At 67.3% G+C, this 20,328-nt stretch carries 17 protein-coding genes; 12 read left to right on the forward strand and 5 right to left on the reverse strand.

All coding sequences use genetic code 11. The features are described 5' to 3' along the window. Positions 1-200 precede the first annotated feature (200 nt). From MMF96_RS10205 to MMF96_RS10225, 5 genes are all read left to right on the forward strand, one after another. The gene (locus MMF96_RS10205; protein WP_256883475.1) at positions 201-1,346 is read left to right on the forward strand and encodes a PhoH family protein; all 1,146 of its coding nucleotides are present in this window, start codon (positions 201-203) and stop codon (positions 1,344-1,346) included. Further along, positions 1,343-1,816: an rRNA maturation RNase YbeY gene (ybeY, locus tag MMF96_RS10210; protein ID WP_176615916.1), complete on the forward strand. Its 474-nt coding sequence runs from the start codon at positions 1,343-1,345 to the stop codon at positions 1,814-1,816. The genes MMF96_RS10205 and ybeY overlap by 4 nt, the downstream gene beginning before the upstream one ends. Continuing rightward, positions 1,813-3,186, forward strand: coding sequence for a hemolysin family protein (locus MMF96_RS10215; RefSeq protein ID WP_256883476.1), 1,374 nt, complete (start codon positions 1,813-1,815; stop codon positions 3,184-3,186). Before ybeY ends, MMF96_RS10215 begins: the two co-directional genes overlap by 4 nt. After that, positions 3,179-4,144 (forward strand): GTPase Era, encoded by a 966-nt coding sequence (gene era / locus MMF96_RS10220; protein WP_176615918.1) that lies wholly within the window; start codon positions 3,179-3,181, stop codon positions 4,142-4,144. Before MMF96_RS10215 ends, era begins: the two co-directional genes overlap by 8 nt. Before the next feature lie 107 nt (positions 4,145-4,251). Continuing rightward, entirely contained in the window at positions 4,252-5,853 is a 1,602-nt protein-coding gene (locus MMF96_RS10225) for an LCP family protein (RefSeq protein WP_256883477.1), read from the forward strand. Positions 5,854-5,913: 60 nt separating this feature from the next. Here the strand turns inward: MMF96_RS10225 and MMF96_RS10230 are convergent, their stop codons facing one another. After that, complete coding sequence (locus tag MMF96_RS10230; RefSeq protein ID WP_309145228.1) at positions 5,914-7,872, reverse strand: M13-type metalloendopeptidase; 1,959 nt, start codon at positions 7,870-7,872, stop codon at positions 5,914-5,916. A gap of 279 nt (positions 7,873-8,151) precedes the next feature. Here MMF96_RS10230 and leuA point away from each other — a divergent pair, with 279 nt between their 5' ends. The 3 genes from leuA (at position 8,152) to MMF96_RS10245 (ending at position 11,550) form a co-directional block, all read left to right on the forward strand. Beyond that, positions 8,152-9,891: a 2-isopropylmalate synthase gene (leuA, locus tag MMF96_RS10235; RefSeq protein ID WP_176615920.1), complete on the forward strand. Its 1,740-nt coding sequence runs from the start codon at positions 8,152-8,154 to the stop codon at positions 9,889-9,891. Between the two features lie 84 nt (positions 9,892-9,975). Continuing rightward, positions 9,976-10,728, forward strand: coding sequence for a DNA repair protein RecO (gene recO / locus MMF96_RS10240; RefSeq protein ID WP_176615921.1), 753 nt, complete (start codon positions 9,976-9,978; stop codon positions 10,726-10,728). Beyond that, positions 10,729-11,550, forward strand: coding sequence for an isoprenyl transferase (locus MMF96_RS10245; RefSeq protein ID WP_256883478.1), 822 nt, complete (start codon positions 10,729-10,731; stop codon positions 11,548-11,550). A gap of 24 nt (positions 11,551-11,574) precedes the next feature. Here the strand turns inward: MMF96_RS10245 and MMF96_RS10250 are convergent, their stop codons facing one another. Continuing rightward, positions 11,575-12,591: an alpha/beta hydrolase gene (locus MMF96_RS10250; protein ID WP_256883479.1), complete on the reverse strand. Its 1,017-nt coding sequence runs from the start codon at positions 12,589-12,591 to the stop codon at positions 11,575-11,577. Next, positions 12,588-14,261: an FAD-binding dehydrogenase gene (locus tag MMF96_RS10255; RefSeq protein WP_256883480.1), complete on the reverse strand. Its 1,674-nt coding sequence runs from the start codon at positions 14,259-14,261 to the stop codon at positions 12,588-12,590. The genes MMF96_RS10250 and MMF96_RS10255 overlap by 4 nt, the downstream gene beginning before the upstream one ends. Positions 14,262-14,347: 86 nt before the next feature. Here MMF96_RS10255 and MMF96_RS10260 point away from each other — a divergent pair, with 86 nt between their 5' ends. Continuing rightward, complete coding sequence (locus tag MMF96_RS10260) at positions 14,348-15,415, forward strand: quinone-dependent dihydroorotate dehydrogenase (RefSeq protein ID WP_256883481.1); 1,068 nt, start codon at positions 14,348-14,350, stop codon at positions 15,413-15,415. Between the two features lie 82 nt (positions 15,416-15,497). Here the strand turns inward: MMF96_RS10260 and MMF96_RS10265 are convergent, their stop codons facing one another. Continuing rightward, the gene (locus tag MMF96_RS10265; RefSeq protein WP_256883482.1) at positions 15,498-16,502 is read right to left on the reverse strand and encodes an aldo/keto reductase family protein; all 1,005 of its coding nucleotides are present in this window, start codon (positions 16,500-16,502) and stop codon (positions 15,498-15,500) included. 140 nt (positions 16,503-16,642) lie between these two features. After that, positions 16,643-17,245, reverse strand: coding sequence for a DUF3043 domain-containing protein (locus MMF96_RS10270; protein ID WP_256883483.1), 603 nt, complete (start codon positions 17,243-17,245; stop codon positions 16,643-16,645). Positions 17,246-17,317: 72 nt separating this feature from the next. On the opposite strand from MMF96_RS10270, the gene MMF96_RS10275 reads away from it, so the two are divergent. The 3 genes from MMF96_RS10275 to coxB all read left to right on the forward strand — a co-directional run bounded on the left by MMF96_RS10275 (position 17,318) and on the right by coxB (position 20,300). Beyond that, a complete protein-coding gene (locus tag MMF96_RS10275; protein WP_256883484.1) occupies positions 17,318-18,742 on the forward strand; it encodes a dipeptidase in 1,425 nt (474 codons plus the stop codon). A gap of 122 nt (positions 18,743-18,864) precedes the next feature. Beyond that, positions 18,865-19,248, forward strand: a complete 384-nt coding sequence (locus tag MMF96_RS10280; RefSeq protein ID WP_176615928.1) for an iron-sulfur cluster assembly accessory protein — start codon at positions 18,865-18,867, stop codon at positions 19,246-19,248. 182 nt (positions 19,249-19,430) lie between these two features. Then, positions 19,431-20,300, forward strand: coding sequence for a cytochrome c oxidase subunit II (gene coxB, locus MMF96_RS10285; protein ID WP_176615929.1), 870 nt, complete (start codon positions 19,431-19,433; stop codon positions 20,298-20,300). Positions 20,301-20,328: the final 28 nt, after the last annotated feature.

Consider the following 20,328-nt stretch of genomic DNA (forward strand, 5'->3'; position numbering starts at 1 on the left):
ACACTAAAGTGACCCCATGTATATCAATCCGGTGCCCAAACCGGCCCTGCGGCCGGTTGCGCCGCTGCAGGCAATCCCCACACCGCAGGGCCTGCGTGCACTAGGATTGAAGTTGAGCAGAAACGTTTATCAGCAAGGGAAAACAACCGGGGCAGCCCGGTTCCACCAAGGAGAGATTACAGGCCCGCAGGGCCGAACTTATGCCAGAGACAACAGCCAGCCGACACGAACAGTTTCCGGACCTTGGATCCGGGCGGCAATTCCCGCACTCCGTGGACGGCACACGCACTGAAGTGGTCCAGTTTTCCTCCACCGAACAAATGGTTGCCACCCTCGGTGCGGAGGACGAGGGTCTCAGGATTGTCGAGGGACTCTACCCGGCGGTCAGCTTCCTCGCCCGCGGCAACGTGCTCTCGATCTCGGGGCCCGAGGCCGTGGTTCCGCGCATCATGCACCTCATGGAGGAAGCACGCGGCATGGTGGCCCGGCACACCACCATGAACGCCGGCGTCTGGGAGCAGCTGGCCACCTTGCTCAAGGCCCGGCCGGAGTCCTCCGTCGTGGACATCCTCACCCAGGACATCCTGTCCTCGCGCGGGCGCACCATCCGCCCCAAGACGCTGAACCAGAAAACGTACGTGGATGCAATCGACCGCAACACCATCGTGTTCGGGATCGGCCCCGCGGGCACGGGCAAGACCTACCTGGCCATGGCCAAGGCGGTCCAGGCCCTCCAGCGCAAGGATGTCAGCCGCATCATCCTCACCCGGCCCGCCGTCGAGGCGGGGGAGCGGCTGGGCTTCCTGCCCGGCACCCTTAACGACAAGATCGACCCGTACCTGCGCCCGCTCTACGACGCGCTGCACGACATGATGGACCCGGAAACCATTCCGCGCCTCATGGCGGCGGGCACGATTGAGGTGGCACCGCTGGCCTACATGCGCGGACGGACGCTCAACGACGCCTTCATCATCCTGGACGAGGCCCAGAACACCACCCCCGAACAAATGAAGATGTTCCTCACCCGCCTGGGCTTTGGCTCGAAGATTGTCGTCACCGGCGACATCACCCAGGTGGACCTGCCCACCGGCACGCGGTCCGGCCTGCGCGTCGTGGAAGAGATCCTGCACGACGTCGAGGACATCAACTTCTCCATCCTCGATGCCACCGACGTGGTCCGCCACCGGCTGGTGGGGGCCATCGTGCGTGCCTACAACGAATGGGACGAGGAGCACCACACGCTCGTCAGCCCGCAACCCGCCACCGAAGACGCCGGGACCCGCAGGGCCACCGCCGGCCACGGGACCCGGGCACACACCAATTCCAAGGACCAACACAAGCGATGAGCATTGAAATCAACAACGAGTCCGGCGTCGTCGTCCGCGAAGAGGAACTGGTCAAGCTGGTCCGGCACATCCTGACCCGGATGCACGTCCACCCCGAAACGGAAGTGTCCATCATCATGGCGGACGTGGAGAACATGGAAAAGCTCCACATTGAATGGATGGACGAGCCCGGTCCCACGGACGTCCTGTCATTCCCCATGGACGAGCTGCGCCCCGGCACGCCGGAGCAGCCGACGCCGGCCGGCCTGCTCGGGGACATTGTGCTGTGCCCGGTCGTGGCGCAGGAACAGGCTGTGGCGGCAGGACACTCCATGGAGGAGGAGCTGCTGCTGTTGACCACCCACGGCGTCCTCCACCTCCTGGGCTATGACCATGCCGAGCCGGAGGAGAAGGAAGAGATGTTTGGCCTGCAACGCGAACTGCTCGCCAGCTACCTGGGCCGGGAGGCCCCCCGGGAGACAATGCAGTGACCCTGGTCGCCCTGCCGGCCATGCTGGTGGTCTTCACCGCCATCGCGGCCCTGCTGACCGCTGTCGAGTCGGCGCTGAACTTTTTTCCCCGGCACGATGCCGAGGCCGTGGCCGCCCACAGCCGCGGCACCGCGCTGCTGCGCATCCTTGAGGACCCCATGGCGCACCTGAACGCGTTGCGGTTTTGGCGTGTCTGGTTTGAAATGGCCGCCGCCGTGGCCGTTTCGCTTCTGCTGGTGGACCTGCTGCGCAACGAATGGGTTGCCGGGCTGATTGCCACGGTCATCATGGCCGGGGTCAGCTTCATATTGGTGGGCACCTCCCCCCGGCGCCTGGGCCGGATGTACTCCGCTGCGCTGGTGGGGCGCACGGCGTGGCTGGTGCGTTTGCTGTACCGCATCCTCGGCCCCATGCCCGGATGGTTTCTCAAGCTCGGCGGCGCCGTCACCAAGGACGTCTCCGGCACCGAGGAGGCCTTCGTGACGGAAGAGGAATTCCGCGAATTCGTGGACCGGGCCAGCGATTCGGACATGATTGAGGACAACGAGGCCGAACTCATCCAAAGCGTGTTCGACCTCGGCGAAACCATGGTCCGGGCCGTCATGGTCCCGCGCACCGACATCCGCAGCATTGAACAGGGCGCCACGCTGGAAGGCGCCATGGACGTGTTCCTGGCCTCCGGCTTTTCCCGGGTGCCCGTCATCGGGGACGACACCGACCACATCCTGGGCATCCTGTACCTGAAGGACCTGGTGGCCACCATGCACCGGCTCGCCGAGGGCGACCCCCGCCCGGCCGTTGAAAGCCTGGCCCGCAACGTCCGGTATGTGCCCGAGTCCAAGCCGGTCGATGACCTGCTGAAGGAACTGCAGGGAGAATCCACCCATGTGGCCATTGTGGTGGACGAATACGGCGGCACAGCCGGGCTGGTGACCCTGGAGGACCTGATCGAGGAAATCGTCGGGGAAATCTCGGACGAATATGATTCCGTGTCCCCGGACGTGCAGGGGCTGGGCCACGGCCGCTACCGCATCCGCGCCCGCATGGGCGTGGAGGATTTTGGCGAACTCTTCGGCAAGGAACTGGACGACGACGAGGTGGACACCGTGGGCGGGCTGCTGGCCAAGCACCTCGGTCGGATTCCCGCACCGGGCAGCAGTGTTGTGGTCTCCGGCATCCGCCTGGTGGCCGACCGCATGGAGCCGGGCCGCAACCGCGTCAGCCACGTCATTGCCAGCCTGGCCCCCGGGTCCGGGAATGGCACCACCGGCAGTGCCGGACACGAACCCCCTACGCCACTTGCCCACGACCCCGGCATCCCGGGGCATGGCACGACGGGCGATCAACACCACAGGAGCAACCATGAGTAAGAAAAAGGGATCGCTGGCCATGCCCTCGCCCAAGAACGAGGGCTTCCGTGCCGGATTTGCGGTCCTCGCCGGCCGGCCGAACGCTGGTAAATCGACGCTGACGAATGCGCTGGTGGGCCAGAAAGTTGCCATCACCTCCGCCAAGCCACAGACCACCCGCCACACCATTCGTGGGATCGTCCACCGCGACACCTACCAGCTGGTGCTCGTGGACACGCCAGGGCTGCACCGCCCCCGCACACTGCTGGGCAAGCGCCTGAACGAACTGGTGGCCGAAACCCTCTCAGAGGTCGACGCCATCGGCTTCTGCCTGCCCGCGAATGAAAAGATCGGCCCCGGCGACCGTTACATCGCCCAGCAGCTCGGACAGGTGGGCCGCAAGCCCGTCATCGCAATCGTCACCAAGACCGACACCGTGGACCGGCAGGCGGTCACCGACCAGCTCATCGCCGTCGAGGCGCTGGGACGGGAGGTCATGGGACCGGACGGTTTCGCCGACGTCGTGCCCGTCTCCGCCGTGGAGGACTTCCAGGTGGAAACCCTCGCCGGGGTCCTCGCCGGCTACATGCCGGAATCCCCGGCCCTCTACCCCGACGGAGAGCTGACGGATGAGCCCGAGGCCGTCATGGTCGCCGAGCTGGTCCGCGAGGCAGCCCTGGAAGGGGTGCGCGACGAGCTCCCGCACTCGCTGGCCGTGGTGGTGGAGGAGATTGTCCCCCGTGAAGGCCGCACCGAGGGCCACGAGCTGCTGGACGTCCGGGTGAACCTGTATGTGGAACGGCCCTCGCAAAAGGCCATCATCATCGGCAAGGGCGGTGCCCGCCTGCGCGAGGTGGGGACCACGGCGCGGCACGGGATCGAGGCGCTGCTCGGCACCAGGATCTACCTTGACCTGCACGTCAAGGTCGCCAAGGACTGGCAGCGGGACCCGAAGCAGCTGGTCAAGCTCGGTTTTTAGCCGCCGCGGGCGCGGGCCCGGGAGGGCACCGGGACTTCTTTGCGATTGTTCCCAGTCTTGCCCGGTAAACTCGATCGAGTTCCCCATCCGCAGTGAAAGGTTCATCAATGGCGAGACGCCGCGCCAATTCACCGGCAGCCAAGGCTGCCGGCGCGACCCCCCGGGGGGCCGTGGCCGACGGATCACCCATCGGCCGGCACTTCACGCCGCGGCACAAGGCCCCGCTGTGGCTGAAGATTGCTGCCGTGTGCGTTTCGGGCGTGCTGGTGCTGGTGCTGGGCACGGCCGGCGTGCTGGTCATGAAGCTGCAGCAAAACGTCACCACCTCCCCGCTCAATGCCGGGCTGGAAAACGGCGGCAAGAAGCCCGCGGAGGATTCCGGCTCGCTGCAGGTGTTGATCCTGGGCACCGACACCCGTGCCGGGAAGAACAGCGAATACGGCACCGCCGCGGACTCCAGCGGCCCGGGCCACTCCGACGTCATGCTCCTGATGAACATTTCCGCGGACAATTCCCAGGTGTCGGTCACCAGCTTCCCCCGCGACCTCATGGTCCCCATTCCGGACTGCAAGTCGCCCACAACCGGCCAGATCGTGCCGGGCCAGGCGATGGGCCAGCTGAACGCGGCCCTGGCCGAAGGCCCCGGCTGCACCGTGGCAGCCATCAATCAGCTGACCGGGTTGACCATTGACCACTTCATGCTCGCCGACTTCACGGCCGTCAAGGAGCTCTCCAACGCGCTGGGCGGCGTTGAGGTCTGTGTCAACCACGCCATGTACGACGTCAACGGCTCCTTCCTGAAGCTGCCGGCCGGCAAGAGCCTGGTCAAGGGCGAACAGGCCCTGGCCTTCCTGCGCACGCGCCACGCCTTCGGCGACTCCAGCGACCTGGCCCGGATCAAGGCCCAGCAGTACTTCCTCGGTTCCATGGTGCGCAAGGTCAAGGAGGAAGGCACCCTGACCAACCTGCCCAAGCTGTACCAGCTGGCAGACGTCGTCACCAAGAACCTGACCATCGACGAGGGACTGGCCAACATCCCTGCCATGGTGGGGATCGCCACGAGGCTCTCCAAGATCAATCTCGCCAACGTGTCGTTCGTCACCGTGCCCAACGAGCCTTACGTCTCGGACCCCAACCGGGTGCAGCTCAAGGAGCCCGCCGCCGGGCAGTTCTTCGCCGCCCTGCGGCATGACACCGCACTGACCCGGGCGCCGGCGAAGGCCACCCCGAGTTCCGCCGCCCCCTCCGCCAAACCGTCGACGCCGGCCGCGGCGGGGACGGCCGGTGCTGCGCCCACCACTACCACGCAGACGCCCACGAAGGCGGCCTACGACAAGGCGTTGCAGCCCATCAGCGTGGCCAACGCCTCAGCGATCGTCGGACGGGCCACGGAAGTGCTGGCCAGCCTTGCTTCCAGCGGATTCACGAATTCCTGGTCCGCGGGGGACGTCGCGCCCGAGAACGAGACCAAGGTCCTCTACGGACCCGACATGTCCGACGTGGCCGCCGATGTTGCCAAGCTGTTCCACATTCCTGCCACCGCAGTGCAGTCCGTCCCCTCCATTTCCGGCGTGCAGCTGGTCATCGGAACCGACTGGACCAGTGGGACGGACTTTGGCAGGATCGTGGTCCCGAAGGACATTGTCGCCAGCACCGCAGATCAAAGCGGCGGCTGCCTGACGGTCAACCCGCTCTACTACACCAAGTAGCGCAGGCGCCCTGGCGGTGGCGTTCGGTGTGGCAGGGATTGCCGCCACCGCCGGCGGCTGCTACCAGATGCTGACGCGCTCTTCGGGCTCCAGCCACAGTCCGTCGCCGGCGGACGTGGCGAAGGCTTCGTGGAAGGCGTCGAGGTTGCGCACCACGGCGTTGCACCGCCACTCGGCGGGGGAGTGGGGGTCGACGGCGAGGCGGCGCACCGCCTCCTCGGGGCGGATCTTCGTGCGCCAGCACCCGGCCCAGGAGAAGAAGAACCGTTGGGCGGCGCTGAGCCCGTCAATGCCGGGCGGCACCGCCCCGTCAAGGCTGAGGTGGTAGGCCTTGTAGCCGATGGCGAGCCCGCCCAGGTCGCCGATGTTCTCGCCGAGGGTCAGCTCGCCGTTGACGTGACGGTCCGGGGCGGCCGACGGCGAGAGCGCGTTGTACTGCTTGACGAGTTTCGCCGTCAGTGCCTCGAAGGCGCTGCGGTCCGTGTCGGTCCACCAGTTCCGCAAGGCGCCGGTGCCGTCGAACCGGGAACCCTGGTCGTCGAAGCCGTGGCCGATCTCGTGCCCGATCACCGCACCGATGCCGCCGTAGTTGGCGGCATCGTCGGCGTCCGCGTCAAAGAACGGCGGCTGCAGGATGGCGGCCGGGAACACCACCTCGTTCATGGTGGGGTTGTAGTAGGCGTTCACGGTCTGGGGCGTCATGAACCACTCCTCGCGGTCAACCGGCGCCCCGATCTTGGCCAGCTGGCGGGCCAGCTCAAAGGCATTGCTCCGCTCGATGTTGCCGATCAGGTCTCCCGGCACAATCTTCAGGGTGGAGTAGTCGCGCCACTTGGACGGGTAGCCGATCTTGGGCACGAACGCGTCCAACTTCGCAAGTGCCTTTTCGATTGTCTCCCGGCTCATCCAGCCCAGTGCGGAGATGCTTTGGCGGTAGGCCTCGATGAGGTTTGCCACCAGCACCTCCATGCGCGCCTTGTGGGCTTCGGGGAAGTGTTCGGCCACATACAGCTGGCCCACCGCCTCGCCCAGGGCCCCCTCGACCAGGGCCACCCCGCGCTTCCAACGGTCCCGGATGGCGGGCGTCCCGGTCAGGGTGGTGCCGTGGAAGGCAAAGTTTTCATCCACAAAGGCCTTCGACAAATAAGGGGCTGCCCCGGCGATCGTGCGCATCGCCAGCCAGGCCTTCCAGTCCTCGAGCCGATCCTCGACCAGGAGCGGGGCCTGGCCGCGGAAAAAGTCCGGCGTGGCAACGACGAGTTCGGCGCTTTGGGCGGCCGTGACGCCGAGGGCCTCGAGCCACAGTTCCAGGGCCGGCAGCAACTCCAGGGCGTCGCGCTTGTCCATGAGGTTATATGTTTTCTGGGGGTCCCGCAGCGTCACCTTGTCCCAGTGCGTGGCGGCAATCTCGGTCTCCAGCGCCATGACCCGTGTGGCCTTGGCTGCGGGCTCGGCGATTCCGGCAAGGGCCAGCATGGCCTGGACGTGCGCCACGTAGGCGGTGCGGACGTCGGCAAACTTTTCGTCGCGGTAATAGGACTCGTCCGGCAGGCCCAGCCCCGACTGGAACAGGTGGAGCAGCGAGCGCTCGGGATTGCCGGCGTCGTTGTTGACGTAGGCGCCGAACAGGCCGTCCCCGCCCCGGCGGTCCAGCTCACCCATCAAGGTCACGACGGCGGCAATCGAATCTGCGCCGTCCACCGCCTTGAGCCTGGGGGCGAGCGGTGCGGCCCCCGCCGCCTCCACGGCCTCCTCGTCCATGAAGTCCGAGTAGAGGTCGCCGATCCTGGCCTCGTTGCCCCCGGCCGTGGCGCCCGGCTGCGCCGCGGCGGCCCGTTCAATGATGGCCCGGACAGCGGCCTCGGACTCGTCGTGCAGGGCGTTGAAGGTGCCGCTGAGGGCGCGGTCCGCCGGAATGACCTCGGCAGCCAGCCACTTGCCGTTGACATGGGCATACAGGTCGTCCTGCGGCCGGATGCCGAGGTCCATGTCGTCCTGGTTGACGCCGGAATGTGTCACAGTAATCTCTCCCCTTGGAATGGTGGGTGCGATTCCCGCCCGGGCGGGCCGCGCGGATGGCACGTTACGGGCCCCAAATGCACAATTGGTGGGCCCTTTCACCATCATCCTACTGGCGTGCTAACCTAAAAATGTGCGCACTGGAATGCTCCTTCTTAGCTGCCGCGGCGAGGCCCAAACCACGTTGACCTGATCAACTTGGCAGTGGCCGCCCTCGCTGCGGTGTTTGTGGTGCCCGGCCCAGCCTCCAAAAGTTGAACAAGATTAAGGTCACCTCCCATGCGAAACGCACAAAAAACCTCCGGCATGCCTGTCCACCGCTACGTGCCGTTCCAGGACCAGATTTCGGTGAGCCTGCCGGACCGCACCTGGCCGGACAAGGTCATCACGAAGGCCCCGCGTTGGTGCGCCGTGGACCTGCGGGACGGCAACCAGGCACTCATCGACCCCATGAGCCCGGGCCGGAAAATGAAGATGTTCCAGTTGCTCGTCAAAATGGGCTACAAGGAAATTGAGGTTGGCTTCCCCTCGGCCTCCCAGACCGACTACGACTTTGTGCGCCAGCTCATTGAAGGCGGCCACATCCCTGATGACGTCACCATCCAGGTCCTGACACAGGCGCGCGAACACCTGATCGAGCGGACCTACGCGGCGCTGGCCGGCGCCAGGCAGGCCATTGTGCACCTCTACAATTCCACCTCGGTGCTCCAGCGCCGGGTGGTCTTCAACCAGGACGAGGACGGCATCTTGGACATCGCGCTGCAGGGCGCCCGGCTGTGCAAAAAGTACGAGGAATCCCTGGCGGACACCCACATCACCTACGAATATTCCCCGGAGTCCTTCACCGGCACGGAACCGGAGTACGCACTGCGGGTGTGCAACGCGATCGCCGACATCTTTGAGGCCTCCGAAGACCGCCAGGTGATCATCAACCTGCCCGCCACCGTGGAAATGGCCACCCCCAACGTCTATGCAGACACCATCGAGTGGATGAGCCGGAACCTGCACCCGCGGGAGGGCATCATCCTTTCCCTGCACCCCCACAACGACCGTGGCACCGGCGTTGCCGCCGCGGAGCTGGGCTACATGGCCGGCGCGGACCGGATCGAGGGCTGCCTGTTCGGCAACGGTGAGCGCACCGGCAACGTGGACCTGGTCACCCTGGGGCTGAACATGTTCACCCAGGGAATCGACCCCATGATCGACTTCTCCAACATTGACGAGGTCCGGCGGACGGTTGAATACTGCAACCAGCTGCCGGTGGCCGAACGGACCCCTTACGGCGGCGACCTGGTGTTCACGGCCTTCTCCGGTTCGCACCAGGACGCGATCAAGAAGGGCCTGGAGGCACTCGAGGCGGACGCCGCCGCGGCCGGCAGTCCCGTCTCCGACCACACCTGGGCCGTGCCCTACCTGCCGGTGGACCCCAAGGACCTGGGCCGCAGCTACGAGGCCGTGATCCGGGTCAACTCGCAGTCCGGCAAGGGCGGCGTGGCGTACCTGCTGAAAAACGAACACAACCTCGACCTGCCGCGGCGCGCCCAAATCGAATTCTCCGGTGTCATCCAAAAGCGCACCGACACGGTGGGCGGCGAGGTCAGCGGCAGCGAGCTGTGGAGCATCTTCACCGACGAGTACCTGCCCGCAGAGGTCTCCGATGACGCCTGGGGCCGGTACCGCATCGGGCCCTTCACCACTTCCACCGACGACGACGGCGAAATGACGCTGGTTGCCAACATGATGATCGACGGGACGAAGAGCCAGCGCACCGGCACCGGCAACGGTCCCATCGCCGCCCTGCTGGCCATCCTCGGGGAGGACGGCGTGGACGTGCGCGTCCTGGACTACTCGGAGCACGCCCTCAGCGAGGGCGGCGACGCCCGCGCGGCGGCATTTGTCGAATGTGCCGTGGGGGAGCGCGTGCTGTGGGGTGTCGGCGTTGACGCCAACACCTCCACCTCGTCCCTGAAGGCCGTCATCTCCGCCGTCAACCGGGCCGTGCGCGACGCCAACGCGTAGGGACGGCTGACGACGCCCGGCGCCTTGTGCAGGCGCCGGGCGTGGGAGGGCGGCAGGCGCCCCGGCAGGTGGAAGAATGTAGGGGTGTCCAATCAATCGTTCGCCACGCGCACCTACCGGGATGACGCCGTGATCCTGCGCACCCACAAACTGGGCGAGGCAGACAGGATCATCACCCTGCTGACCCACCGGCACGGCCAGCTGCGCGCCGTGGCACGCGGGGTGCGCCGCACCAGCAGCAAGTTCGGGGCGCGGCTGGAACCGTTCATGGTGGCCGACCTCCAGCTGGTCAAGGGCCGCACTTTGGACATCGTCACCCAGGCCGTGGCGAAGGCCAGCTACGGGGACGCCATCGCAGCCAACTATGACCGCTATGTGGTGGCCGCCGCCATGGCGGAAACGGCGGAGCGGCTCACCGACGTCGACGGTGAAACCTCCAGCGCACACTACCTGCTGTTGGTGGGGGCCCTGGCCGCACTGAGCCGTGGCGCCCATGCACCGGAACTGATCCTGGATTCCTACCTGCTGCGGGCCGTGTCGATTGCCGGCTGGGCGCCGAGCTTCGGTGACTGCGCCCGGTGCGGGGAGCCCGGCCCCCACGGTTCATTCAACGCGTCGCTGGGCGGGGCCGTGTGCCCCGATTGCCGGCCGCCGGGCTCACCGGCGCCGGCACCGCAGACCATGTCGCTGCTCGCGAGCCTGCTCAGCGGCGACTGGGCCGGGGCGGACGCCTCAGCAATCATTCACCGCCGCGAGGCAGCCGGCCTGGTCGCCGCCTATGTCCAGTGGCACCTGGAGCGCACCGTGCGCTCCCTTAAACTTGTGGAGCGTGTGTAGATGCCCAAGGCAGGACAACCCGGCAGGAACGGCAACGGACGCCCTGCCGTGAAGGCACCCTGGCCGCACCCCTCCGGCGCCGTCATGCCGGACATCCCGGCAGCGCTCATTCCCCGCCATGTGGCCATTGTCATGGACGGCAACGGCCGCTGGGCCAACCTGCGCGGGCTGCCGAGAATCGAAGGGCACAAGGCCGGCGAACCTGCACTGCTGGACGTCATGGCCGGGGCCATTGAAATGGGCATCAAATACGTCAGCGTGTACGCCTTCTCGACGGAAAACTGGAAACGGTCCCCGGAGGAGGTCCGCTTCCTGATGGGTTTTAACAAGGACGTATTAAGGCGCCAGCGGGACCAGCTGGACGAATGGGGCGTGCGGATCCGCTGGGCCGGCCGCAAGCCCCGGCTCTGGGGCTCGGTCATCAAGGAACTGCAGGTGGCCGAGGAACGTACCAGGCACAACAGCACCATTACGTTGACCATGTGTGTTAATTACGGCGGGCGCGCGGAGATCGCCGACGCGGTGGCTGCCCTTGCCGCGGATGTCGCCGCCGGAAAGGTCAGCCCGAAGTCCATCACGGAACGCAGCATCCACAAGTACCTCTACGTGCCGGACATGCCGGACGTGGACCTTTTCCTGCGTTCCAGCGGCGAGCAGAGGCTCTCCAACTTCCTGCTGTGGCAGAGCGCCTATGCCGAATTTGTCTTCATGGACACCTTGTGGCCGGACGTCGACCGACGCACCCTCTGGGCCGCAGTGGACGAGTATGCCCGGCGCGACCGGCGGTACGGCGGCGCCGTGGATGCCGCGGCGAAGGCCTAGCACGGCGGTTATGGCACGCTTGTGCTATGCGTGTCCAGGCGGCCCGTAGCCGCGCAGCCAGCGGTCCAGCCGGTGGTAGGCGTCCCGGCGCACCTCCCCGCCGGAGAGAAACACTTCATGCAGCGCGCCGTCGACCCGTTCGACGCTGACGCTGGTGCCAAGCGATACGGCGCGCAGGGCGAGCGCACGGACATCCAGCACCACGTCGGCACGCAGCATGGCCCCGTTCCACACCGGACCGAGCATGCTGCGCGAGGAGAGCATCACCAGCACGGGCATGGGCAGGCCCAACCCGGCGGCAACCCTCCGCTGGGCAGCGAGGATGGCCCGCATCCAGCCGGCCCGGACGGGGAAGGCCTGGGGCGGGCGCAGCGTCCTGTCCACGGGCCAGTCGCCGTACGCTTCGTCGCTGATGCCGCGCCAGTAAAACGTCCGTTCCGGCACGCGCATGCGGGTCAGCGGGCGCAGGTCCGCCACCGGCCGCACCAGGGGGGTGGCGGCGCGCCGGATGGCCGCCCCGCCCTGGATTTCCAGCCACGGGCTGTTCAGGACCAGCTGCCCGACGTTCGCTGGAAACTTCTGCGCCCACAGGGCCGCGACCAGTCCGCCGGTGGAATGGCCCATGAGCAGGAGTGGGAAGGCACCGCCGGCAACCCCGGCTGCGGACCGGATGGTGCTGTGCGCAAGCGTGATCTCGTCGTCATAGTCCGCCAGGTCGTCAACGTAGCCGCCCAGGTCGTGGCTGACCAGGCTGCGGCCGTGGTTGTGCAGGTCCAGGGCGTAGAAGTCATAGCCGCGGGTGGTGAAGAATTCCGCCAGGCCGGTGTTGTAAAAGTAGTCGCTCCAGCCGTGGATGTACAGGACGGAAGGGCGGGGAGTGCGCGTCGCGGTCCGGGCTGCCGTTCCCGCCGGTACCACGGGGCGGTGCCGCACCAGGGTGGCCTGGCGCGGCGTGCCGTCGGGTCGTGGCACGTCCAGCGGCTGGGCGGCGTAGTCCGGCCCCAGGATGTCCGGCACCCAGCCGTCTGCAGTGGCGCTCACGACGACGTGGCCGCCGCGGCGCCGCGTCCGGCGCTCCGCCCCGAGAACAGGCAGCCGCCCAGGAAGGTCCCTTCCAGGGCCCGGTAGCCGTGGAGGCCGCCGCCGCCGAACCCGGCCGCCTCGCCCGCGGCGAAGAGCCCGGCGATGGGCCGGCCGTTGTCGTCCAGCACCTGGGAAGCCAGGTCCGTCTGGAGCCCGCCCAGGCTTTTGCGGGTCAGGGTGGAAAGACGCACCGCAATCAAGGGTCCGTGTTCGGGGGCCAGCAGCGGATGCGGCGGCACCACACGCATGAGCCGGTCCGTGGCGAAGCGGCGTGCCTCCCGGATGGCATTGAGCTGGGAGTCCTTGCCCAGGCCGCTGGTGACCTGCCGGTCCCGTGCCGCCAGCGTTTCGTAAAGGCCCTGCGGGTCAACCAGGTCCTCACCGATGAGGCCGTTCATCCCCGCCGCCAACTCCTGGGCGGTTGTTGCCTGGAGGAAGTCGATCCCTGCGTCAAGGAACCGTTGCACCGGTCCGGCGGCACCGGGGAGGGCCCGCTTGGCCAGCAGTTTGACGTCCCGGCCGGTCAGGTCCGGGTTGTCCGCTGAACCGGACAGCGCAAACTCCTTGCCGAGGATGGTCTTGTTCAGCACAAACCAGGAATGGTCCCAACCGGTCGTGCCCAGGTGACGGAGCGTGCCCAGGGTGTCAAAGCCGGGAAACAAGGGGACGGGAAGCCTCCGGCCGGTTGCGTCGAGCCACAGCGGCGACGGTCCGGACAGGATGCGGACGCCGTGGTTGGGCCAGACCGGGTCAGGGTCGTGGATGCCTTCAGGGTAATGCCACATCCGGTCCGTATTGACCAGGCGGCCGCCTGCCGCGGCCACGGCCTGCTGGAACCGGCCGTCCACCGAGGCCGGGACGCCGGAGAGCATGTGGCGGGGACTTGCCGTGCCGGGCCATTGGCGGCGCACCATGGCGTGGTTGCCGCCGATGCCCCCGCTGGTGGCCACGACGGCCCCGGCGGTGGCCGTGAAGGATCCCGCCACCTCCCGGCTGCTCGCCCCGCCCCGCCCGGCGGGGGAGGGCGCCAGGACGTCGCCGCGCACCCCGGTGACGCGCCCGGCGTCGACCGTCAGCGCCACGGCCCGGTGGCGGAAGGCCAGCTGGACGCGGCCTGCGGCGACCCCCTCGGCCACCTTGGCCAGGAAGGGCTCCAGGATGCCCGGCCCGGTGCCCCAGACCACGTGGAAGCGGGGGACGGAGTTGCCGTGGCCCTGGGCGTCGTAGCCGCCGCGCTCGGCCCATTGGACGAGCGGAAAGAAGCGCACGCCCAGCGAGTGCAGCCAGGCACGCTTTTCCCCGGCCGCAAAGTTGACGTAGGCCTGCGCCCACTGGCGGGCCCAATGGTCCTCGGGGCGGTCAAAGGCGGCGGAGCCCAGCCAGTCGGACAGGGCCAGTTCCGCCGTGTCCTTCACGCCCAGCCGGCGCTGCTCGGGTGAGTCCACCAGGAACAGCCCGCCCAGGGCCCAGTGCGCCTGCCCGCCCAGGGACGCTTCCGGTTCCTGGTCCAGCACCAGCACCCGGCGTCCGGCGTTGTAGGCCTCGGCCGCGCAGACCAGCCCGGACAGCCCGGCACCCACCACCACAACATCGGCGTGGAACGTGGACTCAACGCCATTGCTTTCCATCCCGCCATGCTAGCGCCTGGCGCGCCGGCATGACGCGCAGGGCCGGACGTTTTGCAGATGCGCCCGCGAGACGGAAAACTGGTGGCATGCGCATATACCCCACTTTTTTTCGGCTCTGCTTTTCCTGGATGGACGCCGAACGGGCGCACAAGATCGGTTTCACGCTGATCAAGGCCGCGCACCGCGTTGGCGCAGGCGCCGTGCTGCGGCGCATGTTCGCCCCGTCCCCGTCGCTGCAGACCACCGCTTTCGGGCTCACCTTTCCCACCCCGTTCGGCCTGGCCGCCGGCTTCGACAAGGAAGGCAAGGGCATCAACGCCCTGGCCAACCTCGGGTTCGGCCACATCGAGGTCGGCACCATCACCGGCCGCCCGCAGCCCGGGAACCCGCAGCCGCGCCTGTTCCGGCTCGTGGAGGACCGGGCCGTCATCAACCGCATGGGCTTCAACAACGACGGCGCCGCGGCCGTGGCGCCGCGCCTCGCCAGGGCGCTGGCCGAGCTGGGCGGCAGCTATCCGGCCGTGCGCCCCGTGGTGGGGGTGAACATTGGCAAGACCAAGGCCGTGGAGCTGGACGACGCGGTGGCCGACTACCTCGTCAGTGCCCGCACCCTGGCGCCGTCCGCCGACTACCTGGTGGTCAATGTCAGTTCCCCAAACACGCCAGGGCTGCGCCTGCTGCAAAACGTCGAAACGCTGCGTCCGTTGTTGTCCGGCGTACGTGAGGCGGCGGACTCCGCGGCGGGACGGCACGTGCCCTTGCTGGTCAAGATTGCCCCCGACCTTTCCGATGCGGACGTGGCCGACGTTGCGGCGCTGGCACTGGACCTGGGCCTCGACGGGATCATCTGCACCAACACCACCATCAGCCGCGATGGCCTGGCCAGCCCGGCGGCCCTGGTGGAGGCAAAGGGCGCCGGCGGGCTGTCCGGCGCGCCGCTGAAGGCGCGGTCCCTGGACGTTCTCCGGCAGCTGAAGGCCGCCGTGGGGGACCGGCTGGTCCTGGTCTCGGTGGGCGGGGTGGAAACCGGCACCGAAGTGCAGGAGCGCCTCGATGCCGGTGCCACGCTGGTCCAGGGCTACACGGCATTCCTGTACGAGGGCCCGTTCTGGGCGGCCCGCATCAACAAGGAACTCGCGGCGCTGCGGCGGTAGCGCCGCCGAAAAGCGAAGGCCTGGCCCGGAGCGAGGGATTCCCAGCTCCGGGGCCGGGCCGTTTTTGGCATCAGGCTTGGCGTCAGGCCGGGCGCGAGGCCGGGCTGACCGTCTGGGCGGGGTCGTTGATGATGCTGGGGGCCAGTGCCGCATCAATGGCGGCCATGAGCTCCGCCGGGATCTTCACGCCGGAGGCCTTCACGTTCTCCGCCACCTGTTCGGGCCGTGAGGCACCCACGAGCGCCGTGGCCACGTTGTCGTTCTGCAGCACCCAGGCGATGGCCAGCTGCGCCATTGACAGTCCCAGTTCCTCGGCGACCGGACGCAGTTTCTGCACGTTCTCCAGGATGGTGTCGTCCAGGTAACGGCTGATCGTGGACTTGCCGCCGTGCTCGTCCGTGGCGCGGGAACCGGCGGGCGCGGGCTGCCCCGGGAGGTACTTGCCGGAGAGCATGCCCTGGGCCATCGGCGACCACACCACCTGGGACATGCCCAGTTCCCTGGCCGCGGGGATGACCTCGGGCTCAATCACGCGCCACAGCGCGTTGTACTGCGGCTGGTTGGACACCAGTGAAAAGCCTGCGTCACGGGCCAGTGCCTGGCCGCGGCGCATCTGGTCCGCCGTCCACTCGCTGACGCCGATGTAGAGTGCCTTGCCCTGGCGCACGACGTCGGCAAAGGCGGCAATGGTCTCCTCCAACGGCGTCTCATGATCAAAGCGGTGCGCCTGGTACAGGTCCACATAGTCCATGCCCAGGCGGCGCAGCGAGCCGTTGATGCCCTCCATGATGTGCTTGCGGGAGAGCCCGGCGTCGTTGGGCCCCTTCGGCCCCACCGGCCAGTACACCTTGGTGAAGATTTCCAGGGACTCGCGGCGTTCGTTGGCCAGCGCTGCGCCAAGCACCTCTTCGGCCTTGCCGTTCGCGTAGGCGTCTGCCGTGTCGAAGGTGCTGATGCCGGCGTCGAGCGCCGCGCGCACGCAGGAGGCGGCGACGTCGTTCTCCACCTGGGATCCGTGGGTCAGCCAGTTGCCGTAGGTGATTTCAGTGATTTTCAGGCCCGAACGGCCCAGGTAGCGGTATTCCATGCACCCCAGCCTAGCGGCCGAAGGGCCCCGCCAAGCGAAGCGGGCGCCGGCGGCGCTTAAAGCACGACGCCGGACCCTTCCGTGGGGAAGCGTCCGGCGCGTAGCGTGCCTGGCTGGCAGTGGTGAAGGCGGGGCAGGGGTCAGCTGGGCCATTCCCCGCGCTTGACCATGGGCTTGGGCAGGCGCAGGCGGCGGAACTGCAGCGAGCGCATCGTGCCGTACCAGACCACGCCGGAGTCGACCGTCTTGAACTTTGCCACGAGCTGGCGCTTGAGCTTGCGGGACATGAACCAGGCGTCGATGGCCACGCCGGCCACCATGACCCAGAACAGCAGGAAGATGTAGACCTGCGAACCGTTCGTGGAGGGAATGACCACCGTGAGAATGACGATCGCCAGTGCCAGGAACATGACGTATTCACCGAGGCTGAAGCGGGCGTCCACAAAGTCGCGGGCAAAGCGCTTTTGCGGTCCCTTGTCGCGGATCGGCAGGAAGCGTTCCTCGCCGGTGTCGAGGGCGCGGCGCATGCGGGCCTGCTCTTCGCGGCGGGCGTCGCGGGCAGCCTCCTTGGCTGCGGCACGGTCGTTCGGGACCAGGGGCCGCTTGCGGGCGGCCTCCCGTTCCTTGCGCGAAGGCGTGGGTACGCCCTTGGCCGACTGCGGGTCCCGGGACCTGTCAATCGGCGCGGAGGGGGCAGGCGTGGCCTGCGGGTCGGGGGCTTGATCTTTCTTACGTCCAAACACCCGTAAAGGATACCCCGGAAGCGGGCCGCTCCCTGACGAAGTGCCTGCGTCCGCGGCGGTAGGCTGGCCATCATGACTGATCAAACCCTTTCCCCTTCCCATGCCGGTCCCGGCGCCGGGGTCCCCGTCGACGGGCTGCGGGCCAGCGTTGGCCGCAACTTTGCCGCCACCGTCGCCGAGCTGAAGGACCTTGTCGCCATCCCGGGCATCGCCTGGGACGCCTTTGACCCCGCCGCGCTGGACCGCAGCGCGGCGGCGGTGGCGGACCTGGTCCGCGGACTGGGCCTGGAGGACGTGCAGGTCCTGCGCGTCAACAAGGACGACGGTACGCCCGGCGGGCCCGCCGTCGTCGCCCGCAAGCGGGCCCGTCCCGGCCACCCGACCGTGGTCCTCTACGCCCACCACGACGTCCAGCCACCCGGCGACCCGGCGTTGTGGGAGACCGAGCCGTTCGCGGCCGTCGAGAAGGGCGGGCGCCTCTTCGGGCGCGGTGCCGCGGACGACAAGGCCGGGATCATGGCCCACATCGGTGCCATGCGCGCGGTCCAGGAGGTGCTGGGCGCGGACTTCGGGCTCGGCGTCACCCTGTTCATTGAAGGCGAGGAGGAGGCGGGTTCGCCAACGTTCCGCACCTTCCTGCAGACCCACCGCGAGCTCCTGGCCGGCGATGTCATAGTCGTCGCCGACTCCGCCAACTGGAAGGTTGGCGTTCCGGCCCTCACCACGAGCCTCCGCGGCCTGGCCGATGGCACCGTGGAGGTCCGCGTGCTGGACCACGCCGTGCACTCCGGCATGTTTGGCGGTCCCATCCTGGATGCGCCGACGCTGCTGGCCCGCTTGATTGCCACCTTCCACGACGACGCCGGTTCCGTCGCCATCGAGGGCCTGGCCACGGGGGAGCACGCAGTCCTGGACTACCCGGAGGCGGCCTTCCGGGCCGACGCCGCCGTCGTGGACGGCGCCACCCTGGCCGGCACCGGCAGCATCACGTCCCGCCTCTGGGACAAGCCGGCCCTGTCCATCATCGGCATGGACATCCCGTCCGTGGCCATGAGTTCGAACACGCTGCTGCCGGCGGCCCGCGCGAAGGTCAGCCTGCGCCTGGCACCGGGACAGGACCCGCAGGCCGCCATGGCAGCGCTGGCCGCACATGTCCACAAGCACGCACCGTTCGGTGCCCGTGTCACCTTCACCCCGGGGGAGGCCGGCCAGCCCTTCGCCACCGACACCAGGGCCCCGGCCGCGCGGACCGCCTTGTGGGCGCTGGGGGAGTCCTGGGGCGTCCCTGCCGTGGAGAGCGGCATGGGCGGCTCCATCCCCTTCATTGCAGACCTGAACGAGGTGTTCCCGTCGGCACAGATTCTGGTCACAGGTGTGGAGGACCCCGATTCCCGGGCGCACAGCGCCAACGAATCGCTCCACCTGGGTGACTTTGAAAAGGCCATCACCGCCGAGGCGCTCCTGCTGGCCGCCATGAACAGGCCCGCTGCGGGATAGCCGCCGTTCCCGCCCGCCGTGACAGTGCGCGGGAACACAACCGGCAGGCGCTTGGTTGAAATGGTTAGCGCCCGTGCCGGGCCCGACGTAGCATGTATTTGTACCCCACGTAAGGAAATGCCATGACCGCAAATGCCCACGAAGACACCACCACTGCCGTTGATGTGGCTGAACTGCCCAGCCACGGCGTGCAGATCAGCGACGTTGCCGCCGGAAAGGTGCGCAGCCTGCTTGAACAGGAAGGCCGCACCGACCTGCGCCTGCGTGTTGCCGTGCAGCCCGGCGGTTGCTCCGGACTGATCTACCAGCTCTACTTTGACGAGCGCCTCCTGGATGGCGACGCAGTCCGTGAGTTTGACGGCGTCGAGGTGGTCATCGACAAGATGAGCGTGCCTTACCTGGATGGTGCCAGCATCGACTTTGAAGACACCATTTCCAAACAGGGCTTCACCATTGACAACCCGAACGCCGGAGGCTCCTGTGCCTGTGGCGACTCGTTCCACTAACCAAGCACTCGTACCCGATGGGGGGCCCGCCGGCGGTTTTTCGTTTTTGCTGCCGACGCACGGTGGGTTTGGTGCGCATTTGGCGCGCCATGGCGGTAAGCTCTACATCGAGTAGTAAAACCCGTTTCGCACCGCAGGTCCCAAGCCTGCCCGGTGCGCAGTAACAAGAGGAAGGGCCGTCTGTGAGTTCGCAGGACCGAACCGGCAGCCGACGCGCAAAAGTCATCCCCATAGCCGGGCTGGCCATTGCCGGAGCGTTAGCTTTGTCTGGATGTACGGCAGAGAATAAGAATGGCTGGTTGCCATCCACCCGTGAAACGACCAACCACACGGCAGGGATCATTGACCTGTGGGTCAACACCTGGATCACGGTTTTGATCATTGGCCTTATTACGTGGGGCCTGATCATCTGGTGCATCATCGCCTACCGCCGCCGCAAGGGGGCCACCGGCTTCCCCCGCCAAACCAGCTACAACCTCCCCCTGGAGGTGTTCTACGTGCTGGTGCCGCTTTTCATGGTGCTCGTGTTCTTCCACTTCACCGACGTCCAGCAGCAGTCCATCAATGCACGGGTATCCCATCCGGACCTCACCGTAGACGTCCGGGCCAAGCAATGGTCCTGGGACTTCAACTACCTGCAGGGCAGCAACGTTGCCGAGCCCGTTTACGACGTAGGCGTCCAGGCGCAGTTGGACGGCAAGACGTTCGACAAGTCGACACTTCCCACCCTGTACCTGCCGATCAACAAGAGCGTTGAACTGCAGCTCAACTCCCGTGACGTCATCCACTCCTTCTGGGTGCCGGCGTTCCTGGACAAGAAGGACGTCCTCCCCGGCGTCACCAACTACATGACACTGACGCCCACCGCCCTCGGCGAGTACGACGGCAAGTGCGCGGAGCTGTGTGGCGAGTACCACTCGGAGATGCTCTTCAACGTCAAGGTGGTTACGGAGGCTGAGTTTGAAGCCCACATGGCCTCCCTGCAGGCCAAAGGCCAGGTTGGCCATCTTGGCGGCAAGTATGACCGCAATCCGAACCAGAACCAGAAGTAGGGGGGAAGAGGAAAGTGTCTACACTCGA

The organism is Arthrobacter sp. STN4 (assembly GCF_024539665.1).
Classification (GTDB): domain Bacteria; phylum Actinomycetota; class Actinomycetes; order Actinomycetales; family Micrococcaceae; genus Specibacter.